Source organism: Porticoccaceae bacterium LTM1 (assembly GCA_030252795.1).
Classification (GTDB): domain Bacteria; phylum Pseudomonadota; class Gammaproteobacteria; order Pseudomonadales; family Porticoccaceae; genus SCSIO-12696.
Map to the genome: position 1 here is coordinate 1 of CP127080.1, position 16474 is coordinate 16474.

General features: G+C 50.2%; 15 protein-coding genes. 8 read left to right on the plus strand and 7 right to left on the minus strand.

All coding sequences use genetic code 11. The features are described from left to right. From dnaA to QP938_00035, 7 genes are all read left to right on the plus strand, one after another. A complete protein-coding gene (gene dnaA / locus QP938_00005) occupies positions 1-1461 on the plus strand; it encodes a chromosomal replication initiator protein DnaA (protein WIO74321.1) in 1461 nt (486 codons plus the stop codon). 98 nt (positions 1462-1559) lie between these two features. Further along, positions 1560-2660, plus strand: a complete 1101-nt coding sequence (gene dnaN / locus QP938_00010; GenBank protein WIO74322.1) for a DNA polymerase III subunit beta — start codon at positions 1560-1562, stop codon at positions 2658-2660. Between the two features lie 82 nt (positions 2661-2742). After that, on the plus strand, positions 2743-3834 hold the full coding sequence (recF, locus tag QP938_00015) for a DNA replication/repair protein RecF (GenBank protein ID WIO74323.1): 1092 nt from the start codon (positions 2743-2745) through the stop codon (positions 3832-3834). Between the two features lie 141 nt (positions 3835-3975). Continuing rightward, positions 3976-6393, plus strand: coding sequence for a DNA topoisomerase (ATP-hydrolyzing) subunit B (gyrB, locus tag QP938_00020; GenBank protein ID WIO74324.1), 2418 nt, complete (start codon positions 3976-3978; stop codon positions 6391-6393). Positions 6394-6837: 444 nt separating this feature from the next. Further along, positions 6838-7407 carry a GNAT family protein gene (locus QP938_00025; GenBank protein WIO74325.1) on the plus strand — a complete coding sequence of 190 codons (570 nt, stop codon included), beginning with the start codon at positions 6838-6840 and terminating at the stop codon, positions 7405-7407. A gap of 2 nt (positions 7408-7409) precedes the next feature. Then, complete coding sequence (locus tag QP938_00030) at positions 7410-8588, plus strand: hypothetical protein (GenBank protein WIO74326.1); 1179 nt, start codon at positions 7410-7412, stop codon at positions 8586-8588. 21 nt (positions 8589-8609) lie between these two features. Next, complete coding sequence (locus tag QP938_00035) at positions 8610-9377, plus strand: hypothetical protein (protein WIO74327.1); 768 nt, start codon at positions 8610-8612, stop codon at positions 9375-9377. A gap of 114 nt (positions 9378-9491) precedes the next feature. Here QP938_00035 and QP938_00040 read toward each other — a convergent pair whose 3' ends face one another. Further along, positions 9492-10043 (minus strand): glutathione peroxidase, encoded by a 552-nt coding sequence (locus QP938_00040; protein WIO74328.1) that lies wholly within the window; start codon positions 10041-10043, stop codon positions 9492-9494. Positions 10044-10130: 87 nt separating this feature from the next. After that, positions 10131-10802 carry an energy-coupling factor ABC transporter permease gene (locus QP938_00045; GenBank protein WIO74329.1) on the minus strand — a complete coding sequence of 224 codons (672 nt, stop codon included), beginning with the start codon at positions 10800-10802 and terminating at the stop codon, positions 10131-10133. A 215-nt stretch (positions 10803-11017) separates the two neighbouring features. Between QP938_00045 and QP938_00050 the strand changes: the two genes are divergently transcribed. Continuing rightward, positions 11018-11647 carry a hypothetical protein gene (locus QP938_00050; GenBank protein ID WIO74330.1) on the plus strand — a complete coding sequence of 210 codons (630 nt, stop codon included), beginning with the start codon at positions 11018-11020 and terminating at the stop codon, positions 11645-11647. A 114-nt stretch (positions 11648-11761) separates the two neighbouring features. Here the strand turns inward: QP938_00050 and QP938_00055 are convergent, their stop codons facing one another. From QP938_00055 to glyS, 5 genes are all read right to left on the minus strand, one after another. After that, positions 11762-12631, minus strand: coding sequence for a DMT family transporter (locus QP938_00055; GenBank protein ID WIO74331.1), 870 nt, complete (start codon positions 12629-12631; stop codon positions 11762-11764). 115 nt (positions 12632-12746) lie between these two features. Continuing rightward, the gene (locus tag QP938_00060; GenBank protein ID WIO74332.1) at positions 12747-12917 is read right to left on the minus strand and encodes a hypothetical protein; all 171 of its coding nucleotides are present in this window, start codon (positions 12915-12917) and stop codon (positions 12747-12749) included. A gap of 90 nt (positions 12918-13007) precedes the next feature. Continuing rightward, positions 13008-13757 (minus strand): lysophospholipid acyltransferase family protein, encoded by a 750-nt coding sequence (locus QP938_00065; GenBank protein WIO74333.1) that lies wholly within the window; start codon positions 13755-13757, stop codon positions 13008-13010. Positions 13758-13787: 30 nt separating this feature from the next. Beyond that, positions 13788-14342 (minus strand): D-glycero-beta-D-manno-heptose 1,7-bisphosphate 7-phosphatase, encoded by a 555-nt coding sequence (gene gmhB, locus QP938_00070; GenBank protein WIO74334.1) that lies wholly within the window; start codon positions 14340-14342, stop codon positions 13788-13790. Between the two features lie 56 nt (positions 14343-14398). Continuing rightward, the gene (gene glyS / locus QP938_00075; protein ID WIO75674.1) at positions 14399-16474 is read right to left on the minus strand and encodes a glycine--tRNA ligase subunit beta; all 2076 of its coding nucleotides are present in this window, start codon (positions 16472-16474) and stop codon (positions 14399-14401) included.

The following is a 16474-nucleotide window of genomic DNA, read 5'->3' on the forward strand; positions in this document are numbered from 1 at the left end:
TTGTCTCAGGCACTTTGGGATAAATGTCTCGGCTACTTAAGAGATGAGTTGCCAGATCAGCAGTTCAACACCTGGATTCGACCACTGCAGATTGAAGAGTCAACTGATGATGAAGCGATTCGATTGATCGCTCCCAACCGATTCGTTCAGGACTGGGTCTCCGACAAGTTTCTCAACCGTATCCACGAGCTCATCGGCCAATTGGCAGATGACAGTTTTGATGTTGTGGTTGAATCCCGTAATGTCAGGCAGCCGGCATTTTCAAAACCGGCCGTCACTATGCCTGCCAAAAAAGAGTCAGCCAGCCAGGCACCAGCCCAAACATTAAGAGTTGAGACTCAAATGGTTTCAACTCCACAGCCGAGAATTGAAGTTCCCTCCAGCACTATTGTTACACCAACACCCGAGCAGGTTGCCGAGGTGGAAGGTGGCTTGCGTCACCAGAGTAATCTCAACGCTACCTTTACATTCGACTCGTTTGTGGAAGGTAAATCGAACCAGTTGGCTCTGGCCGCTGCTCGTCAGGTTGCTGAAAATCCCGGTGGCTCCTATAACCCGCTGTTCATTTACGGTGGAGTTGGCCTTGGTAAAACCCACTTGATGCACGCCGTGGGTAATGCCTTGCGCCAACAAAAAGCCAATGCCAAGGTTATTTACCTTCATTCCGAGCGATTTGTAGCGGATATGGTGAAGGCATTGCAACTCAACGCTATTAACGATTTCAAGCGCTTCTACCGCTCAGTTGATGCCCTGCTGATTGACGATATTCAATTTTTTGCCGGTAAGGAGCGCTCCCAGGAGGAGTTCTTCCACACGTTCAATGCGCTGTTGGAAGGTGGTCAGCAGATGATTCTCACCTGTGACCGCTACCCGAAAGAGATCGACGGAGTAGAGGAGCGGCTTAAGTCCCGCTTTGGCTGGGGGCTCACTGTGGCAGTTGAGCCACCTGAGCTGGAAACCCGTGTTGCGATTTTGATGAAAAAAGCAGATCAGGCAAAAATGAAATTACCCTCTGAGGCGGCCTTTTTCCTTGCACAAAGAGTGCGTTCAAATGTGCGAGAGTTAGAGGGTGCACTGAAAAGAGTGATAGCGAGCGCTCACTTCACGGGGCGTCCAATCGACATCGAGTTGATCAGGGAATCTCTCAAAGACCTGTTGGCGCTGCAGGATAAGCTGGTTACTATAGACAATATTCAGCGGGTGGTTGCCGAGTACTACAAACTCAAAATGTCCGACCTGTTATCCAAGCGTCGCAGCCGCTCTGTGGCGCGTCCAAGACAGGTGGCCATGGCTCTCGCCAAAGAGCTCACTAACCACAGCCTGCCGGAAATTGGTGAAGCATTCAGTGGTCGTGACCACACTACAGTACTTCACGCTTGCCGCAAGGTGAAAGAGCTGGAAGAGCTGGATAGGGACGTTAAGGAAGATTTGAAAAACCTTCGCCGCTCCCTGTCTACCTGATTGTGATATCGGGGCAGCATAATAAAAAACAGCTGTTGAAGTTAGAAATCAAGACAATAAACAGAATTCACAACTGACTATATATAAAGAAGAACGCCATGAAATTTACCGTATCTCGCGAAACGCTTCTCAAACCTCTGCAATTGGTTTTGGGTGTGGTGGAACGTCGCCAGACTCTGCCGATTCTGTCCAATGTGCTGATGGTGCTGGACAATAATCGTCTCTCCCTGACCGGTACCGACCTGGAAGTTGAAATTGTCGGCCATGTCGAGCTGGAGCAAGCGGGCGAGGGTGGTGAATTGACTGTTCCGGCGCGAAAGCTGATGGATATCGTGCGCTCTTTGCCTGACAACGCAATTATCGACTTCTCGGAAAAAGATGGTCGGGTGGTAGTTAAAAGCGGCCGCAGCCGATTCACCCTGTCTACCTTGCCTGCCAGTGACTTCCCTAATGTGGATGAAGGCCCGGGTCGACTGGAGTTCAATATCGCCCAGCCGGAACTTAAATACCTGATTAACAGCACCGCTTTTGCTATGGCGCAACAAGACGTGCGCTACTACCTGAACGGTATGTTGTGGGAGGCCAGCCAGGGGCAATTGAGAGCGGTTGCTACCGATGGTCACCGTCTGGCAATGTCCACCCGTTCGCTGGCGATCAATGTTGATGAAAAGATTTCTGCCATCATTCCCCGCAAAGGTGTGATGGAGCTGTCCCGCCTGTTGGCAGAAGATGGTGATATCGCGGTTGTATTGGGCAATAACCATATTCGGGTTCTGGGCTCTGACTTCCGCTTCACCTCCAAGTTGGTAGACGGCTCTTACCCAGACTACGAACGTGTACTGCCACGCGGTGGTAACAAAGAGGTGATTGGTGACCGCGCTGAAATGCGTCAAGCCTTCTCCCGTGCTGCTATTCTCTCCAACGAGAAATACCGTGGTGTGCGCCTGACTTTGAGTGATAATCAGCTCAAGATCGTGGCCAACAACCCGGAACAGGAAGAGGCGGAAGAAGAAATCGCAGTTAATTATCAGGGCGAAGGCCTGGAGATTGGCTTTAACGTCAGCTACTTGCTGGATGTTCTGAATGTACTGCCTGGTGAGTCTACCCAGATTACCCTGTCTGATGCTAACAGCTCGGCGCTGGTTACAGACAGCCAGAACAAAGACAGCGTATACGTTGTAATGCCGATGCGCCTCTAAAGGCATGAGTGATTGCTTCGCCCAGTACTTGTCATTATGAGTGCAACGAAGCAATCCAGCGTCTTACTAAGTTAGTCAGTCTATGTATATCAAAAAGCTGGACGTGCACAGGTTACGAAACCTGGAACACGTCCAGCTTTCTTTTTGCCCTTCCGCAAATCTGTTCTATGGAATAAACGGCAGTGGCAAAACATCCCTTCTTGAATCTATCTATCTACTAGGGCGGGGCCGTTCTTTTCGCAGTCGCAATATTCGCAGTGTCATACAACATGAAGCGGGCGACTGTGTTGTGTTTGGGGTGCTGCATGCGCCAGAGGATAAGCGCGATATTCCTGTAGGTGTGCAGCGCACAAGTAAAGGAGAGTTTCGCTTCAAGGTGGATGGTACTCCAGTGGCTTCCGCTTCTGAGTTGGTGGAAGAGTTGCCATTACAGCTGCTCAACAGCGACAGTTTTGGCTTGTTGGAGGGTGGTCCGCTTAATCGGAGGCAGTTTCTCGATTGGGGTGTGTTCCACGTGGAACATACCTATCCGGCACTGTGGAAAGCCTATCAACGCTGCCTAAAACACCGCAACTCCCTGCTGCGACGTGATAGAATAGATGGCTCTGAATTGGCCTTGTGGGACTCGGAATTCGCTAGGCTTGGTGAGCAGGTTCATGAGGCCAGAAAGCGTTATTTAGGGGCCTTTAAGCCGGTTTTCGAGCAGGTGCTCGCACAACTCAGTGATGTGCCGGGGATCAGCTTTGGCTACCAGCCGGGATGGGACCACCAGACACCATTGCTGGATGTGTTGAAGGCTGGAATAGAGCGGGATCAGCGAACCCGCACCAGTAATTACGGTGCTCACCGTGCTGACCTGAGAATAAAGGCCAACGGGCGATCAGCCAGTGAAGTGTTGTCCCGAGGGCAGATAAAAACAGTAGTCTGTGCCATGCGAATTGCGCAGGGCTATCTCTACCACCAGACAACTGGTAAGCAATGTGTCTATCTGTTGGATGATTTGCCATCCGAACTGGATGCTGAACATCGCCGCAGGGTGGGCCAATTGCTACAGGAATTAGGGGCGCAGGTGTTTATCACCGGTGTCTTCCAGGATGACCTTCGGGCGTCCTGGCCAAATGAGGGGGAAGTTGCCATGTTCCACGTGGAACACGGTGTGGTAACACCACAGTAAAACAAACCAAAGGTGTTGCCAACTTCAGCCATAAAGAGCGAGGAATGCGCTCAATAACAAGCCCGTAAGGGCCAATCAGTACGACGCAAGCGAGGCATTCAGCCCACGCAGTGCGATATGGAACACTTGGAAGGTCTACAGATGAGTGAAGAACAGGAATACGGCTCCGACAGTATTAAGGTATTGAAAGGTTTGGATGCAGTTCGCAAGCGCCCGGGCATGTATATCGGTGATACTGACGACGGCACCGGTTTGCACCATATGGTGTTTGAAATTGTCGATAACTCTATTGATGAGGCACTGGCCGGCCACTGCTCCGAGATTCGCGTGGTTATTCACCCCGATGAATCCATCACCGTATCTGACAACGGCCGTGGTATTCCCACCGATGTTCACGAAGAAGGTGTATCCGCAGCTGAAGTGATCATGACCGTACTGCACGCAGGCGGTAAGTTTGACGATAACAGCTACAAAGTATCCGGTGGTCTGCACGGCGTGGGTGTTTCAGTTGTAAATGCCCTGTCAAAGAAACTGCGCCTGACTATCCGTCGCAAAGGTCAGGTACATGAGCAGATCTACCGCCACGGTGTCCCTGATGAGCCGCTGAAAGTGATTGGTGAAACCTCTGATTCCGGTACCGAAGTGCAGTTCTGGGCCTCGGAAGACACCTTCAGCAACATCAATTTCCACTACGACATCCTCGCCAAGCGCCTGCGTGAGCTCTCCTTCCTGAACTCCGGCGTCCGCATTGTGCTAAAAGACGAGCGCAGCGGTAAGGAAGAGGTATATCAGTATGAGGGCGGCCTGAGTGCGTTTGTGGGCTATCTCAACAAGAACAAGAACCAGATCAATGAAGTGTTCCATTTCAACAACCAACGCGAAGACGGCATTGGTGTTGAGGTGGCACTGCAGTGGAATGACAGCTTCCAGGAAAACGTCTACTGCTATACCAATAATATTCCCCAGCGCGATGGTGGCACCCACTTGGCGGGCTTCCGCGCTGCGCTGACCCGGGGACTGAACAACTACATTGAGAAGGAAGGTTTGGGTGCCAAGAGCAAGGTAGCCACAACCGGTGATGACGCTCGTGAAGGCCTCACTGCCATTATCTCCGTGAAAGTTCCAGACCCGAAGTTCAGCTCCCAGACCAAGGACAAACTGGTCAGCTCTGAGGTGAAAACTGCGGTAGAGCAGGAGATGGGTGAGAAATTCTCCGATTATCTGCTGGAAAACCCGGCGGAAGCCAAGTCGGTTGTTACCAAGATGATCGAAGCCGCCCGTGCCCGCGATGCTGCCCGCAAAGCCCGCGAAATGACCCGCCGTAAAGGCGCGCTGGATATTGCCGGCCTGCCCGGTAAACTGGCCGACTGTCAGGAAAAAGACCCGGCACTCTCCGAACTGTACCTGGTGGAGGGTGACTCCGCCGGTGGATCGGCCAAACAAGGCCGTGACCGTCGTACACAGGCGATTTTGCCGTTGAAAGGTAAGATCCTGAACGTTGAAAAAGCCCGTTTTGACAAAATGCTCTCCAGCGCCGAGGTGGGCACCCTGATCACCGCGCTGGGTTGCGGTATTGGTAACCATGATTTCAATCCGGAAAAGATCAGATACCACAACATCGTTATCATGACGGATGCCGACGTGGACGGTTCCCACATTCGAACTCTGCTGCTGACCTTCTTCTTCCGTCAAATGCGCGAATTGATTGAGCGCGGCTATATCTATATTGCCCAACCACCACTCTATAAGGTGACTAAAGGCAAGCAGGAACAATATCTGAAGGATGAAGCGGCATTGCAGGGATTTCTCACCAACTCTGCTCTGGACGGCGCCAGCCTGCATGTAAACACTGATGCGCCAGGTATTTCCGGTACCGCACTGGAAACCATGGTTAACGACTTCCGTCGCGTTATGAACATTATCGACCGCATGTCTCGCGTGTTACCGGAAGAAGTGCTCCATGCAATGGTTGATTTGCCGACCATTTCTGAGGAGATGTTGAAGGATGGCGACTCAATCGCGGCATGGTGTCAGAAGTTGGCAGAGACCCTTGGCGTAGACAACAGTGCAGGTAGCCACCGTTACCGCGTGGAAGCAGTCAAAGATACAGAGCGCCACCTGTTTATCCCGACCATTGAAATCGTTGCCCACGGTGTACCTCACACCTACCGGATCACCCAGGATTTCATCATCTCTGCCGAGTATGCAGCGATTGTAGATCTGGGCACCAAGCTGCAAGGCTTGCTGGAGGACGGGGCTTACATCAAACGCGGTGAACGCACACAGGAAATCAGCAGCTTTGACAATGCCCTGACCTGGTTGATGAAAGAGTCCAGCCGCGGTTACAACATTCAGCGCTATAAAGGTCTGGGTGAAATGAACCCGGAACAGCTCTGGGAAACCACCATGGACAAAGAAAACCGTCGCCTGCTACAGGTCACCATCGAAGACGCCATCGCCGCCGATCAGATGTTTACCTGCCTGATGGGTGATCAGGTAGAACCGCGCAGGGACTTTATTGAAACCAATGCGTTAGCGGTTACTAACCTGGATGTGTAAAGGTTGAATAAAGTAGCGATGGATAGCGGACCTAAATAGCTTGCCATGGATGGTGGCGAATCTAGAAGGCCACCCAGTAGGGTGGCCTTTTTATTTGTTGGGAATTTATGAACAACAGATAAATGGTTAATTAATTAAATAAATAAATAAAAGGTGGCATCCATAAAGTTACGTTAAATCTGAAAAAACTTGCCAGATGTTATTGAGTCCAATTTAACAGGAAAAAGTAAGGAAAAAATCAAAAGTTCTCACTTAGATAGTTAAGCTAACTCTTAGCAAGTTGAGCTGTAAGGTTTAATCTGTATAAGAAGATTAAAAACTTTTAGAGATATAAGAGATTTTTTAATAAATAAAGAATAGTTTTTCAAAAAGTTTAGTAGGCTAATAAAAATTACTAAGTAATGGATGTTTTGAGTTTGGTTTACTAATAAAAGAGAGCGAAAAGTGTTTCGATTAAAAGTTAATACAGAAATTAATCTTATTTTTATACAAGACTCTTTAGCTGATAGATTATTTGAAATAGTAGATAGCAATCGTGATCATCTGGGTAAATGGTTTCCATGGGTTTCTAATACTGATTCTCCTGAGCCTATCCGAAAATTTATAAAGCAAGCTATTGTTGAGTTTTCGGAAGGTGTCTCGATTGTATGTGCTATTGAATATCAGGGAAATGTTATTGGCATTACCAGTCTTCACCGAATAAATCGGGATTTGAAGAAAGCAGAGTTAGGCTATTGGTTGGCGCTGGAGTGTCAAGGTAAGGGAATAATCAACAAAGTAAGTAAGCGATTGGTCAAATATGCATTTGAAGACTTAAATCTTGAGAAGGTGCAAATACACGCTGCCGAGGGAAACACCAGAAGTCGAAAAGTTTGTGAGCGACTGGGCGCAAAGCTGGAAGGCGTGATAACCAATGCGGAAAAGATTGATGATCGAATAGTGGATCATGCTGTATATGGAATACACATTTCTGATAATCAAGATTTCATAAGTAAAGAAAAAATTAAGGATTAATAATGTCCTCTCTTGGTATTAAGCATGACAATAGTAGCCTGGTTCACCTAAAACAAAATCACGTTCTTGGTTGGATTTTCGCCCTGATGGGGGCCGGCCTCTGTTACCTCCCCCAGACCAATATTGAAAGCAATGGCCCTGTCTGGGTAGCTTATGTGGTAGGTGGCATGTTTGCGCTTATCGGGTTGGGTGTGGCGTTTTATCGTCTGGAAGTAAAACTGTTTTTGACTCAGCGTCGCTTCGAGGTTATCAAAGGCTATTGGCCAAATCCAAATAAATACAACGGCTCTTTTGATCAGCTTGAGGGATTGTTTTACGAAAAAAAGTGGCAGTCCAGTGGTGGTAAAAGCAATACCAAATATCTGGTGTGGCGAACCGGCCTTAAGCTGAAAGAACTTAAACGTGCTATTACCCTTTTTGAGAGCAAGGATGAACAACAGGGGCGGGCCTATTTTGAAAAGCGTGCCAAGCAGTTGCGAATCCCGACTTTTGATCACACTGGTGAATCTGTGGTTTCCCGAAACTGGGATCAACTGGATCAGTCTGTAAGTGAGCAGGTACAGGAAAAGGTTTTTGATGTTGTTTCGGATATTTCTCCTCCAGCTGGTTTGGAATATAAGGCATCAAGTCGTGGAATCAGTTACTGGACCAGAGAGCCTGGTTTAAATGCGATCAGTGTGATCGGTACCTTGTTTGGCTTGCCATTTTTTCTGATGGGTATTGCCGCTATGTTAATCGGCCTGGATCTGGATCAGGCATTGGGCTGGAACATACAAAAATCAGGATCGATGACTGCTGCTGTAATCACGGGGGCAGTTTTTACCTTGATTGGTGGATTTATTATCAAGGTATCTATCGGCTATGCATTTACCAGGCACGGTTTTACTTTTGGTTCTCGTGAGTTTATTCACGAGACTTACCAGTACGGAAAGCCAAGTAAAAAAACTTCTTTCAAGCTTTCTGAAATTGAGGATTTTGGTGTTAGAGAGAGCACTGCTAGCCGTGGAAACAATAACATTAAAATTGGTGGCACCGAAGTAAGGCGTCACAATAAACCCAGGAAGCCGGAACTGTTTATTCGCACTGATAAAAAAGTCACTACGATTCGTGATATGGATCTTGAGTGTGCGGAATATATAAACAACCTTTTTTATCAAAGGTTGAGAAAACAGCAATTCTGAAACAAGAAAGAGAGAGAAGTCGTGATTAGCCTGTGGAAAATTATCAATCTCAGGACTTTGCTGGTTACCGGAACTTCCGTTCTGGCGACCTGGTTCTGTATTAAAAATAATATCACTGCAGAATTCCCACTTACATTAGTGGCGACAGCGGTAGTATTCCCTGTGGTGTTTTCGATTAACGGTGCCTACAAACGCCGTGAACGTGCCTTGACCGAATACAGCTCAATCAAGTCCCATGGTCGGGCTATCTTTTTTGCTGCACGCGATTGGCTTGAAAACCCGACCCCGGAAATATTGAGTCATGCCCGTGATCATCTGGAGAGGGTTCTGGTAACCACTCGAGACTTGCTCTCGGATAAAGACAAAAACCTTAGAGTCAACGAAGAGGCTGTATATAAAGCCTTTTCAGATTTATCCAGATTTGTAAAAGAAGAGTTGCGTGGTAACGGTTTGGCCAGCGGAGAAGTGTCCCGCTGCAACCAATATATGAGCAAAATGTTTTTTGCATTTGAAAATATCAAGCACATCTATCAGTACCGAACCCCAAAAACCCTGCGTACATTCAGTGCGGTTTTTATCAGTTTGCTGCCTATTATTTACGGTCCCTATTTCGCCGCAGAAGCAGCCAATTACTCACACTATGTTACCTATGCAATGCCGGTTTTGTTTTCACTGGTATTAGTGAGCTTGGCGAATATCCAGAGTCATCTGGAAAATCCGTTTGACCAGATCGGTGAGGATGATATCCAGTTTAATGTGGATGCTTTTGTGAATCGTTTATACGATTAGGATTAAAATTGTCACCCTGTGAGCAGGGAAGGATCTCTCTGTTAATTTAGGGTATGAGGTCCTTCGCTGCGCTCAGGATGACAAAGGTAATGATCAGGATGACGGTGATAAGAATTAATTTACCGCTAAAGCAGCTTCAATTGCTTTAATCATCTCATCGCTTTCCGGTTTTACCCGACTACCGAATTGGGCGATCAGTTTGCCATCCTTGCCGACCAGATACTTGGTGAAATTCCATTTAGGGGCGCCTTCACCTTCAGCGGCGAGGGTTTTGTAAAGAGGGTGGGCATCGTCGCCTTTCACATCAATCTTTTCAAACATCGGGAATTTGACCCCGTAGGTGGATTCGCAAAATTGCTGAATCTCTGCTTCGGTACCCGGCTCCTGTCCCAGGAACTGGTTGCAGGGAAAGCCAAGTACTTCAAACCCCTGGTCGTGGTATTTCTGGTAGATGTTTTCCAGCCCTTCGTACTGCTTGGTAAAACCACATTTACTGGCGACGTTTACAATCAGCAGTACTTTGCCCTGATAGGTCTGCTTCAGGTTGACTGTTTCTTTGCCAAGTAGTGGGCGAATATCTACATCCAGAAGATCTTCTGTACCTGCTGAAACAGTTGCGGTAGCGAACAGTGAGGCGATTAACGGAATTGATTTCCAAAGTTTCATAGCTGTGTCCTTTCTTTCAGTATTGATTCAAAACGATGTAAACAGTACCCATTTAGGACCAAGTAAACCGGTGCAGAGTTCGAATTATTACTTGCCTAAGTAGCGTTGCTCGTCAAAGCTTCGCATCCAGTGGGGTAAATAGACGGTTATTGCAGTAATTACCATCCCGTTTACAAAACCTTCCGGGAAGGAGATTAACAGCATCCATGGCAAGTAGACGTCCGCGGTATCGGCCAGAGAGATATCCCCAGAGTTGTGCCACAAAAGGTAGATCAGCAGTGTAGTGACCAGCCGGGTGGCAATCGCACCGGCAAAACCGGCCCCAAGCATATAGGCAAACAGGTTTTTTTGCGGCAGACGGGAAATCAGTCCAATGCAGGCAGCGCTAATTGCGGTGGGTAATAAAACACCGATGACAAAATTCACCGCAAAGGCTGCCCAGCCGATGGCGGTAGAGATCAGTGTCTGCAGTATTAACGCGAGGGCACCGGCGATCAGCGCCGGACCGCTGCCAATCAGCATTACCACCGCTGTCATGCCAAACAGGTGCAGTTCAAAATCCAGCCCTTTGAGGTTAGCGGCTATTTTCCAGGTAAGTAGCAGGGCAATGGCTGAGCCCAAAATCAGGTGTTGGCGCAGTGGCACAGCCAGCACCGAACGAAGCGGAAAGCTCCACGTCGCATAAAATAGTGAAAAGATCAGCACGGGCCAGCAGAACCAGTGCCAGGCAGACGGAATCAGATCAACATAAAAAGTCACAGCACACTCGATCACCTGTTCAGTTACCGGTATTGTAGTGGTCGCCGCTCCAAGTGGTAAGCAGGTTAGTTATCAACCTTTATTTAAAGCAGGAAAAAGCTATTAATACGCTGGTTTTACAATCTCATCGCACACCATTGCCATCCCCTTGGCTGGATGCCTGCATCGAGTCCGTTCTTTCGTGGTCCGTGCTAAACGACTTTGAATATCGGTTTATGGGTGACGAATTTTTTGATGTGGTACCAGCGGCTTTGCTGGAGAAAACTGCTCATCTAAAAGTGATAGCCACGGATCTGGCTCGACTTAAGTGGCTGCAGCACTTTCTGGTGCAAGGGTATGACCGGGTGTTGTGGTGCGATGCGGATTTTCTGGTTTTTAATCCGGCCATGTTTCAATTGCCAAACCTGCCCTATGCATTGGGGCGAGAAGTGTGGGTGCAGCAGAAAGCCGATAGTGGGGCGCTAAAAGCCTATAAAAAAGTCCACAACGCTTTTCTGATGTTTCAGCAGGGAAATGCCTTTCTTGATTTTTATGCCGACAGCGCGGAGCGCCTATTGGCCGAAACCACCGGACCGATGCCACCACAATTTATCGGTCCTAAGCTGCTTACAGCCATTCACAACGTGGTGCAGTGCCCTGTTTTAGAGAATGCGGGAATGCTGAGTCCGCTGGTGATTCGTGATTTGGTGGCTGGAGGTGGGCGAGCGCTGGATCTGTTCAGGCAGAAGTCGCCGGAGCGGTTAGCTGCAGCCAACCTTTGTACCTCAATGACGGCGGCAGGGGAGTTGAGTGACGATGAAGTGACGGCGGTGATTGAAGTGCTGGTTACTAACAGGGCTTGTTAGTGTTACGTCACACTCGCGCAGTCGGGAGTCCATTGGTTGTGGATCCCCGCATGCGCGGGGATGACAATTGAAAGTGAGGGATGAAGAGAGACAAAGGTAGTTACCGAAGTATGTTCAAAGCACCAGCATAGCCACACCGGGTACCCCCAGCACTAGTCCAAACCACTGCTTCGGTGACAGTCGCTCACCTTTAAAAGCGGCAATCAAGGCAGCCATTAGCGCACAGGTAACAATCAGGGTCTGGGCGATGCCTGCGGGAAGTAATTTAAAGGATAATTGAAGCGCCCAGATGGCGATAAAGGTGCCTATCACAATGGCGGCAAGCAGCGATCCCCATTGGTATTTGGTCAGGGCGCTTTTGGGTTTCAGGGAGTGCCTGTTAATAATAAGTAAAATCAGTGCCAGGGATAACCCGCCCAAAAGGCGCCACAGGGCGCTGGCTTCGGCGCTGATATCTGAACTGGTAAATACGGCTCTCGAGATAACAGCACCAGTCGCTTGGCAGCAAGCCGCTAGCATTGCCCAGAGCAATCCTTTGTAGTTGAGGCTGTTATTTCGGCGACCACTGCGAAAGCTGATCACCATATCCACAGCAAAAATAATCACCACTACACCAAAAAGCTGTAGCCAACTGAGCTGCTCAGACAGTGCCAGCCAGGCGATAACAACAACCAGTATTGGGGCCAGGGTTTCCGCCACCATCAGGGTACGCGCTTCACCCAGGGTGTTTAGTGCTTTAAAAAGGGAAACATCGCCAATGCCAATACCAATGGCGCCACTGAGTATTAGCCACCAGACGGCCTCGGATGAGCCGCTGACAAAGTCACCACTGGATAAAAAAATCGCCAATCCAAACAGGCCAATCGCGATGAAATTTTTAATAAAGGTAAGTGAAAGCGGCGACCAGAAGGCACCCATGCCGCGATAAATTCGAGTAGCCAATGCCCAACAGAGGGCTGCGGTCAATGCAGCAATTACGCCCATGGATAGAAGTCCGGTCAAGTAGAGAAAGGCGCATTGTAAGGAGCTGAGGAGAGACTGGAAAGTGCGCTTTCAGAGGTTAAGAAATGATGGGAGACAAGAGTAAGTTAGTAAGCACTTACTCTTCGTGCTGCCTCCACAGATCACCGTCAGTTTTGCGGCGCCCTGGGCCTTTGCGGCGATCTTCCTTGCCTGGTTCAAAGCGAATGTCCTGACGGCGGTCACCCCCTTTACGACGCTGCTGGCGGCGGGAGTCAGGGCCGGTGTAAGACTGCTCTTTGTCATCCATAATTTACCCCCATTCAAAAGCGTTATTCTGAACTGAGTGTAGCAGCCTGTTTGTGTCCGGGTTAACAGATCACCGATGTGCGGCTGACAATCAGCGCTGATCGATCTCGGCTTGCTGGGCTTCAATCCACTGTTCCACCTGTTCGGTCAATACCTTGCTATTGCCGTCGGTGGTGTTGATTGGCTCACCGATAACCACCGTAATGGTGCCCGGGAACTTCAGAAACCGGCGACCTGGCCAGTGCAGGCCGGCGTTATGAGCCAGTGGCACGATGGGTACACCGGCTTCAATGGCCAGCGCTGCACCACTGCGGGCGTACTTGCCCTTGGTGCCGGGGTCGACGCGAGTGCCTTCCGGGTAGATCACCACATTGTTACCTTCCGCCAGGCGCTCTTTACCCTGAGTCATGATCTGCTTCATGGCGGCGCGCGGGTTGCTGCGGTCAATGCCGATCGGGTGCAATTTGTTGAGGCCCCAGCCAAATACCGGTATGTCCAGCAGCTCTTTTTTCAGGATAGTGCTCACCGGTCGAAACAGGCGTTGCAGATGGTAGGTTTCCCAAGTGGACTGGTGCTTGGCGAGGATCACCATGGGACCCTCGGGAATGTTTTCCTTGCCAATCACCTTGATTCTGACTCCACACCAGAGCCACAGCCAAAAGTTGGTGGAGCTGGCACCGAGGCTGACGATATCGTGACGGGTTTTGTAGGGCACCAACTGGCCAATGGTAAAACCACAGCTTGAGAAGAACGCCATGCAGGGCACATAGGTTATGTAAAACAGCAATGAGCGAATTGCACAGATGGCTTTGGTCACCGGGTTGAGCTTGGGGTAGGTCATGGTTTGTCTCTTTATTAGTACCAACAGGCCCTAGTTGGCCAACAGGTAGTCGGCCACGGCGGCCAGATCATCAAATACCGGCGCATTGCTGATACGAGGATCACTGTGTGCTTTTAGTTTGGCTTCGGATTTCTCACCCTTGCCGGTACGCACCAGGATCGGTTTGCAGCCGCGGGCAACGCCCGCTTCCAGATCGCGCAGACTGTCGCCGACAATCGGGGCATCGATAACCGACACGCCAAGCGTCTGTTCAATATCGTCAACCAGCCCCGGCAGTGGCTTGCGGCACTGACAGTTGTCTTCCGGTGCATGGGGACAGAAAAAGATGCCCGCCAGTTCTCCGCCAGCACCGGATAGCAGGGACAGAAGCTTATTGTGCATGGCTTCTAAATCCGCAGGCTGAAAATAGCCTCGCCCCAGTCCAGACTGGTTGGTGGCAATGGCTATCTGGTAGCCCGCCTGAGACAGCCGGGCGATAGCCTCGATACTGCCGGGTAGTGGAATCCACTCCTCGACGGATTTTACGTAGGCGTCGGAGTCTTCGTTAATGACGCCGTCGCGGTCGAGAATGATTAGTTTGGTCATGAGCGATCTTTTGTCAGTAGTCTGTCATCCTTCGCTGTGCTCAGGATGACAAATTGCTATTTGGCCGGAACCAGCAGTGAAATGTCGGCAACTTCCAAAAACAGGCTGCGAAGTTGTGACAACAGCGCAATCCTGTTGTTGCGCAATGCTTCATCTTCGGCCATTACCATCACATCGTCAAAGAAGGTATCCACCGGAGCGCGTAGCGCCGCCAGGGCTTTCATGCCAGCTGTGTAGTCGCGTGCCTGAAGTTGCGGGCGCACTGTGCTGTCCAGTTCGTTCAAGGTAGTGGCCAGGGCTTTTTCAGCGGCTTCTTGAAGCAACACATCATTCACCTGCCCGGCCTCGTAGTTTTCATCCAGCTTGGCCAGGATATTGGAAACCCGCTTGTTGGCAGCAGCCAGTGCAGCGGCTTCTTCCAACAGGGTAAAACTCTGCACTGCATTCACACGCTGGTCGATATCCAGCGGGTTGCTGAGCTGTTTGGCGGCTACCGCCATAAACACTTCGGTAGCGATACCCTGATCGGAATACATAGCGCGGAAGCGTTCTGTCATGTAAGTAAGTACTTGCTTAACAACAGTGCTGGCTTGCGGCAGATCTCTATACAGGTTGGCTGCGGTAGTCAGTACGTCACGCAGATCCAAATCGATTTTGTTTTCGATCAGCAGGCGCAGTACGCCGAGGCTGGCGCGACGCAGGGCAAACGGATCTTTGGAGCCGGTCGGTGTCATGCCGATACCGAAGATGCCCACCAGAGTATCTATGCGGTCGGCGAGAGCCAGGGTGGTGCCGGTAGCTGTGGTCGGGAGGCTGTCACCGGCAAAGCGCGGCAGGTATTGCTCGTACATGGCTTGGGCGACTTCGTCGTGCTCGCCATCGTGCTGGGCGTAGTAGCGACCCATCAGGCCCTGCAGGTCGGTAAACTCCAGCACCATTTCCGATACCAGATCGGACTTGCTCAGTTCGCCGGCGCGACGAGCATTAGCCGGTTCGGCGTTGACGTGCGGTGCCAGCCACTCGGCAAGCTTTGCGACGCGCTCGGTTTTATCGAAGATCGTGCCCAATTGCGCCTGGAAGACGATTTTTTGCAACTGTTTACGACGACTTTCCAGAGAGTTCTTTTTGTCGGTTTCGTAGAAGAAGGCGGCATCGGCAAGACGCGGGCGAATCACTTTTTCGTTACCGGCAACAACTTGTGCGGGATCTTTGGACTCGATATTTGCCACGGTAATAAACAGAGGCATCAATTTACCGTTGTCATCGAGAACGTGGAAATACTTCTGGTGCTCCTTCATGGAGGAGATCAGGGCCTCGGCGGGCACATCCAGGAAGCGTTCCTCGAATCGACCCAGCAGCGCGGTTGGCCATTCGTTGAGAGCGGTTACCTCGTCCAGAAGATCGGCATCAATTACCGCGTGGCCACCGGCATCTTTAGCGGCGGCTTCTACCTGCTGGCGAATCAGTTCGCGGCGCTCGGCAAAGTCGGCCATAACATAACCGGATTTGAGTTGTTCCAGATAGCTGGCAGGCGCTGTGATAGTAATGTCACCGGCGCTGTGAATGCGGTGGCCGCGAGTAGTGCGGCCGGATTGAATGCCCATCACATTGGCATCAATGACATTGTCGCCGTGAATTACTACCAGCCAGTGCATCGGGCGCACAAACTCAGTACGTGCCGCACCCCAGCGCATGCGCTTGGCAATAGGCAGAGACTTGAGTGCATCATCGATGATTTTTTCTACACAATCGGCGGCTTTCGCACCCTCTTGGTTGGCGCGATAGCACAATTTGTCCTGTTTGCCGTCATTCTCGACTTTCAGCTCATCTGTAGAAATGCCATTCTTTGCAGCAAAGGCTTCGGCGGCCTTGGCGGGTTTGCCTTCGGCGTCAAAAGCAATCTTGGCGGGTGGACCCCAGGCAACGATTTCCTGGGTGGGCGCCTGTTCAGCGAGGCTGCTGACCAGTACCGCCAAGCGACGTGGAGAGGCATAGGCCTTTGAGCCTTCGAAACTTAGTTGGGCGTCGGCTAAACCTTTGACTACCGCGTCGTGAAATGCTGTGGAGAGTTGCAGCAGGGATTTGGGCGGCAGCTCTTCGGTTCCGATTTCGACCAGAAAATCTGCGCTCAT

Bases quoted from the DNA above. Each gene is read 5' to 3' on its own strand.
- gyrB (WIO74324.1), top strand. From the start codon at position 3,976: ATGAGTGAAGAACAGGAATACGGCTCCGACAGTATTAAGGTATTGAAA.
- QP938_00050 (WIO74330.1), top strand. From the start codon at position 11,018: ATGGGTGACGAATTTTTTGATGTGGTACCAGCGGCTTTGCTGGAGAAA.
- QP938_00040 (WIO74328.1), bottom strand. From the start codon at position 10,043: ATGAAACTTTGGAAATCAATTCCGTTAATCGCCTCACTGTTCGCTACC.
- recF (WIO74323.1), top strand. From the start codon at position 2,743: ATGTATATCAAAAAGCTGGACGTGCACAGGTTACGAAACCTGGAACAC.
- QP938_00060 (WIO74332.1), bottom strand. From the start codon at position 12,917: ATGGATGACAAAGAGCAGTCTTACACCGGCCCTGACTCCCGCCGCCAG.
- dnaN (WIO74322.1), top strand. From the start codon at position 1,560: ATGAAATTTACCGTATCTCGCGAAACGCTTCTCAAACCTCTGCAATTG.
- gmhB (WIO74334.1), bottom strand. From the start codon at position 14,342: ATGACCAAACTAATCATTCTCGACCGCGACGGCGTCATTAACGAAGAC.
- QP938_00065 (WIO74333.1), bottom strand. From the start codon at position 13,757: ATGACCTACCCCAAGCTCAACCCGGTGACCAAAGCCATCTGTGCAATT.
- QP938_00055 (WIO74331.1), bottom strand. From the start codon at position 12,631: ATGGGCGTAATTGCTGCATTGACCGCAGCCCTCTGTTGGGCATTGGCT.
- QP938_00030 (WIO74326.1), top strand. From the start codon at position 7,410: ATGTCCTCTCTTGGTATTAAGCATGACAATAGTAGCCTGGTTCACCTA.
- glyS (WIO75674.1), bottom strand. From the start codon at position 16,474: ATGAGCGCAGATTTTCTGGTCGAAATCGGAACCGAAGAGCTGCCGCCC.